Below are 6,492 nucleotides of genomic sequence, written 5' to 3'. Positions count from 1 at the left end.
TTTTTTGGCTGACGCCGGAGGGGCGGGTTTTGTGACTGCGGGGAAGTTTGGCTGGTGGGGAGTTGGCCTGCGGCAGCAAGGAAGGTTTTCTTTTTTTTTGGGTTGGCGCCGAGGGGGCGGGTTTTGTGACTGCGGGGAAGTTTGGCCGGCGATGGAATGCTTCATAAAAAAAAGGCCTCCCGTACGGGAGGCCTTTTTTTATATTAGTTTCTTACTTTCCTTTCCTACCCTGCTGCATATCCTGCTGCCGCTTCTGCATCTCCTCCAATCTCTCCTGCCACTTACTCTTCGAAGCCGGCTTCTTCTTATTCTCCTGTATCTGCGCATGAATCTTATCATGATTAATGATAAACTTCTGTATCACCCACTGCAGGAGGATACTGATCACATTTGACAGGAAATAATAGAACGTCAGCGCAGATGCCAGTTTGTTAAAAATACCCAACAGCATAATTGGGAAAATATAAGGCATATACTTCATCACCGGGTTACTCTGATCAGCCATCCCACGGTTATTGAACGCCAGCATCAAACTCGTAGCCGTCATCAACAGGGTGAACAGACTGATATGGTTACCATAGAATGGTATATTGAACGGCAGGTTCAGAATAGAATCGTACGTTGACAAGTCTTTCGCCCACAGGAAGCTCTCCTGTCTCAACTCAATGGAAGACGGGAAGAAGCTATACATCGCTACCAGGATCGGCAACTGCATCACCGCAGGTAAACAACCGCCTAGAGGATTTACCCCTGCACTCTTGAACAATTTCATCTGCTCCATACCAAATGCCTGCTGGTCATCACCATGCTTCTTACGCAGCTCATCTATTTCAGGCTTCAGCACCTTCATTTTCGCCGAAGACACATAGCTCTGGTAAGTGAACGGTGCTATCAGCAAACGAATGAAGAGGGTCAGCAGGATGATGATCACACCATAGTTATGAATAAACCCGCTCAGGAAGTTAAACACAGGGATGATCACCCACTTGTTCACATATTTTACAAAAGCAAAGATACCCGTACCTAATGGAATGATATTTTCCAGGCCGATATCATAAGACTTTAAGGTCTTATAGTGGTTAGGACCATAATAAATTTCAATCGGGAAGGTAAAGTCATGCGCCCTGTCATAAGGAACCTGCAGGGTACTGAAAGTCTGGCCTACGATGTTGCCACTTTCTGGTACTTTGGTATTCACCTCCACATTCTCAAAGCTTTTATCCTTCTTCGCAATGAAAGTCGTGTTGAAGAACTGTTGCTTTACGCTCAACCACTGAACTTTGCTTTCCAGGTTCTTATGCGCGGTACGCTGCAGGGTGAAGTAATCGTGCTTGCCATCGGCCGTTCTGTAATGTACCTGGTTGTTCATACGCTCATTCTGCATATCCTGCTCCTGCTTGTCATTTTCATTATCCCACTGGAGGGTTAATGTTTTCTGACCAGCTGGAATCACACTTTCCAGACCTACCGCGTGAATATCGAAATCTACTGCGTAGCTATCCTGCTTCAGGGTGTACACGAACTCCAGGAACTGACCGGGGTTGGCAGTCGCGAGGCGATACACCAGTGACTGACTACCATCTGCCAGCTGCTGTACGTTACCACCGGTGAAGTAAAGGTCTGCAGTATTTAATAATGTATTGTTATTAGCCGGCACCTGCAGCGAGATGCGGTTAAAAGAACTGTTTGCCAGTAATAAAGGAGTGCCTGCAAATGTTTTGAAAGCTTTCAGTTCTACAGTTTCAGGTTGTCCACCCTGGCTGGAGAAGGTGATTTTCAGCACTTTGTTTTCCAGAACGGCTTTCTGAGCAGTACCGGTAGCAGCACCTGCAAAGGCGCCGTATTCGCCTGCCAGCCTGGTGGAATCAGGTGTACCTGCATTGGCATAGGAGGCAGTGGTATCTGTGTTTACCTTAGGTTTGTTCGCTTCAGCAATTGAATCCTGACGAGCTTTCTCTAACTCTGCTGCATGCTGCTGCCTGGTATTGAAAAAGATGTACCCTACCAGCAACAAACCCAGTAAGCTAAAACCAATGACCGAATTTCTGTCCATTGAAATTACAATTAAAATTTAGGCAGCGAAGGTAAGCAAAATGTGGGGGTATAAATGCCAAAAGGACTATTTTTTAGGTCATTGTAGTGCAATGACCTAAAAAATAGTCCTTTTGGTGGGCTTTTGCCCTAATATTATTATTGTGCTACTTCTTCAGCCACCTTTGTTTTGTTTGTCTTATCCTCTGCATACTGCCTGGCAGCGCCTATGAAGTGTACAAACAGCGGTGCCGGTCTTTCCACCGTGCTTTTCAGCTCTGGGTGGAACTGGCAGCCCACAAAGAACGGATGGTTTGGCAGTTCTACCATTTCCACCAGTCCGCTTTCAGGATTACGGCCGGAAGCAATCATACCTGCTTTTTCGAAATCGCCCAGGTACTGACCATTGAACTCGTAACGGTGACGGTGGCGCTCGCTGATCTTAGTGCTTTCATAGATGTTGGCAGCTTTGGAACCTGGGGTCAGGTCACAGCTGTAAGCACCGAGACGCATTGTACCACCCTTCGCGGTGATTTTCTTCTGCTCTTCCATAAGACCGATTACCGGGTGACCAGTTTCAGGGTCCATTTCTGTGGAGTGAGCATCTTTCCAACCAATTACGTTACGGGCAAATTCCACAACGCTCATCTGCATACCCAGGCAAATACCAAAGAATGGCAGGTTGTTTTCACGGGCATACTGAATAGCAACGATCTTACCTTCGATACCACGGTGGCCAAAACCCGGTGCTACCAGCAGACCATCCAGGTTACGCAGTTTTTCAGCTACGTTTTCGGACGTAAGGAATTCAGAATGAATATTTTGAACGACTACTTTACATTCATTTATCGCGCCTGCATGGATAAAGGATTCCAGGATGGATTTGTAAGCATCCTGCAATTCCACATATTTACCAATCAGACCGATGGTTACTTTGGACTTAGGGTATTTCAGCTTGTCGAGGAAACCACGCCATTTAGTCATGTCTGGTTCTTTCTCGATGGGAATACCCAGTTTCTTCATACAGATTACGTCCAGTTTCTCTTTCAGCATTTCCAGCGGCACTTCGTAGATGGTGCTCATGTCTGTAGCTTCGATCACGGCGTCTACGGTCACATTACAAAACAGGGCGATCTTCTTTTTCAGATCGTTGTACATGGGCTCTTCGGTACGGCACACGATCACGTCGGGATGCACGCCGTTTTCACTCATCATCTTCACTGAGTGCTGAGTTGGTTTGGTTTTCAACTCTTTAGCAGCACGCAGGTAAGGAATGAGGGTCAGGTGAACAACCAGGCAATCCTGTTCGTCCAGTTCCCACTGCAACTGACGAACTGCTTCAATATAAGGGAGAGATTCGATGTCGCCAACGGTACCACCCAGCTCAGTGATCACGATGTCAAATTTACCATCCTTGCCGAGCAGGAGAATACGACGCTTGATTTCGTCGGTGATGTGCGGAACCACCTGAACGGTTTTACCCAGGTAGGCACCTTCACGTTCTTTATTAATAACGGTTTGATAAATGCGGCCTGTGGTCACATTGTTTGCCTGGGATGTAGGCGTGTTCAGAAAACGTTCGTAGTGTCCCAAATCCAGGTCAGTTTCGGCGCCATCTTCGGTTACATAACATTCCCCATGCTCATATGGGTTTAATGTTCCCGGATCCACATTGATATATGGATCGAACTTTTGAATAGTCACTCTAAAGCCACGTGCCTGCAATAATTTTGCAAGAGAGGCTGCAATAATTCCTTTACCCAATGAGGATGTGACACCTCCCGTAACGAAGATATATTTTGCCATAAAATCTAAAATTCTGTAGAATACTTGACCTAAAAGGGAAGTGCCGGACGACGTTTGGTGTAACCAGTCAAGTAAAAGTAACTTCCGAAGGTCATGCAAAGTTACACAAATTTAATGCGCCCCCAAATCGGATTTTCACATTTCACTGAGTATATACATGTAAGAGGCTAATAATAAATGGACTTAGGAGGATAAAATGGCTTTCAAAAAAATCTGCCGCCTGCAGTAGAAGATTTTTTGAGGCCGGGGCCTGCGGCCGGTATGGGATTGAAAAATATATCGCTGCGGCAGGCCGCTGATTTATTTGTAAATTTGCGATCCGAAATAATTATCAAACATGACTCTATCGCCAAAGCGCGCACAGGAATCCCTGATCCAGATGACTGAGCTGGTATTGCCCAATGATACCAATGTATATACCAACCTCATGGGAGGTCGGCTGATGTACTGGATGGATATCGCTGCTGCCCTTGCCAGCATGAAGCATTGCGCTGCCCCCACTGTTACAGCTTCTGTAGACAATATTTCATTTGAGAATCCTATCCGTCTTGGCAATGCCGTTCACATCGAAGCAAAGGTGAGCCGTGCATTCAATTCCAGCATGGAAGTACACCTGAAAGTATGGGGTGAAGATCCTGTACAGCAATACCGTTACAAATCCAACGAGGCCTTTATGACTTTCGTAGCCCTGGATCCAAACGGTAATCCCCGCCCGGTACCTCCTATTATTGCTGAAACTGAAGAGGAAAAAACTTTGTACGAAGGTGCATTGCGCCGCAGACAGCTTCGCCTGATCCTGGGTGGAAAAATGAAGCCGCAGGATGCTGAAGAGCTGAGAGCACTATTCGTTTAATGCCATTCTTTGTAGAATTGTTCGAGGAAAGTCTCCATAAAGGCATGCCGTTCGGCTGCCAGTTCCCTTCCAGTAGTGGTGTTCATCTTATCCTTTAATAAGAGCAGTTTTTCATAAAAATGATTGATAGTAGGGGCAGTGCTGTTTTTGTACTGTTCCCTGCTCATTTGCAGGTCTGGTAATATAGCCGGATCGTATAATGCCCTGTTTTTAAACCCGCCATAATTAAAGGCGCGGGCTATGCCAATGGCCCCAATGGCATCCAGCCTGTCCGCATCCTGCACCACTGCCAGCTCCGGCGAGGTAAATTTTCCTTCGTTATGCCCTCCTTTGAATGAGATATTTTCGATGATAGCGATAACATGTGCGATCACTTCCTCTGCAACGCCCTGCGATTCCAGGAACTGACGGGCTTTGGCAGGGCCAATAGTTTCATCGCCGCCATGGAACTTGGCGTCGGCAATGTCGTGGAGCAGGGCTCCCAGTGATACAATTAATGGATTGACAGGTTCTCTCGCAGAAATTTCCTTTGCAGTATGCCATACCCGATGTATATGCCACCAGTCATGGCCACCTTCGGCCCGGGCTAACTCCTGCTTTACATAGGCAACGGTATTGTCTATCAGTTGATCTTGCGTCATAAGATCAAATATAAGCAGGTTGATGGGGCTAAAAAAATAGGAAAAACGAAGAAAAAGAGAAACGGAAAAGGCATCTCATAAGTGTAAAATGGGTGTAGAGAAGAATGCTTGTTGTATAACCTTCTTTCCATTTTCCATCTCTCCTCCCCGGTATTCAGGCATGCAATTAGAATAGTCAACAGGGATCTTGCTTCACTAAGATATTCTTCGTTTTTCCTTTTTTCCTTTCAATGTTTGGATCTTCGACAGACTGGTTGGTGTTCCGGCCATAGTTGTTGTGACTAATGGTTTAATGCAGGTTTGCCGGCCGGGCGATCTTAAATTTTGGTTGATAAAATGTACATCTCTTGGCTACATCCGGATCGATACCTTAGCGAGGCCCCTTTTGGGCCTCATTCTTAAGGTATATACTTCAGGGAAGCGGGAATAATTTCTTTTAAAAATTGGCGCGGCTGAAGGCGGGAAAACTTTGATTACCGGACTTCGAGGTCAATAACTTTGCTGACCTTTGCTGACCCTAGCCTCGGCAGCCCCCCGCCTTTTACCGCTACTGATTTTTAGGTGGCAATGTGCCCTTTTGGCACATTAGCAATATCTTACAACGCAGAACCGGCTACTATTTTTCTATCATAAACAGATACTGCGCCTTTGGTTGGTTGTTGAACTTTGGTTGACTGGTCTATTCTTGAAGTGGAAGTGTCTATTTTTAATATGCTACCCAGGTTGGCAAAAGGTGCTTTCCTGATGATAACTCTACTAAACCTGTTTTTGGACGTGATTCGCATACTTAGGGAATAATCATATTATAATTAACTACATCTTTCACTAATCATCTCCTTGATTGACTATATCTCCTTATCAATTTCGATTTCTAACATAAAAATAATAATCATTATCTAATTTTTAGCTAGTACCTATGCTAAATACAAATATATTTATATTTATAAAACAAGGCACGAGCAATGTCGCGCCTTGTTATTTTATTATGCAGTCTTGCTGTTATCTACTAAGAAATCTACTGCTTTACGAACTTGAAGTTCTTCTTTTACACCTTCAACATTACCAAGAGCTTGTTTCACAGCGTCTACTGGCATGTTGTACATTTCAGCCATTTTTTCAACTTCTGCATTTACTTCTTCATCTGTTGCTTCAATGTTTTCA

The 6,492-nt window shown here is 45.1% G+C and carries 5 protein-coding genes; 1 reads left to right on the top strand and 4 read right to left on the bottom strand.

The features are described from left to right. Positions 1–211: 211 nt before the first annotated feature. Both yidC and ABDW16_RS31040 read right to left on the bottom strand, forming a co-directional pair. Positions 212–2,053, bottom strand: a complete 1,842-nt coding sequence (gene yidC / locus ABDW16_RS31045; protein ID WP_343675338.1) for a membrane protein insertase YidC — start codon at positions 2,051–2,053, stop codon at positions 212–214. A gap of 137 nt (positions 2,054–2,190) precedes the next feature. After that, positions 2,191–3,837 carry a CTP synthase gene (locus ABDW16_RS31040; RefSeq protein WP_343675337.1) on the bottom strand — a complete coding sequence of 549 codons (1,647 nt, stop codon included), beginning with the start codon at positions 3,835–3,837 and terminating at the stop codon, positions 2,191–2,193. 337 nt (positions 3,838–4,174) lie between these two features. Between ABDW16_RS31040 and ABDW16_RS31035 the strand changes: the two genes are divergently transcribed. Continuing rightward, positions 4,175–4,690: an acyl-CoA thioesterase gene (locus ABDW16_RS31035; RefSeq protein ID WP_343675336.1), complete on the top strand. Its 516-nt coding sequence runs from the start codon at positions 4,175–4,177 to the stop codon at positions 4,688–4,690. Here ABDW16_RS31035 and ABDW16_RS31030 read toward each other — a convergent pair. Further along, positions 4,687–5,331, bottom strand: a complete 645-nt coding sequence (locus ABDW16_RS31030) for an HD domain-containing protein (protein WP_343675335.1) — start codon at positions 5,329–5,331, stop codon at positions 4,687–4,689. The two genes, ABDW16_RS31035 and ABDW16_RS31030, sit on opposite strands and share 4 nt — an antisense overlap. 596 nt (positions 5,332–5,927) lie before the next feature. Continuing rightward, entirely contained in the window at positions 5,928–6,116 is a 189-nt protein-coding gene (locus ABDW16_RS31025) for a hypothetical protein (protein WP_343675334.1), read from the bottom strand. Positions 6,117–6,492 lie beyond the last annotated feature (376 nt).

The sequence above is a fragment of the Chitinophaga sp. genome (assembly GCF_039596135.1).
In the GTDB taxonomy this organism is placed as follows: domain Bacteria; phylum Bacteroidota; class Bacteroidia; order Chitinophagales; family Chitinophagaceae; genus Chitinophaga.
The sequence above is the reverse complement of the archived record's forward strand: the minus strand, read 5'-3'. Positions and strand labels throughout refer to the sequence as shown.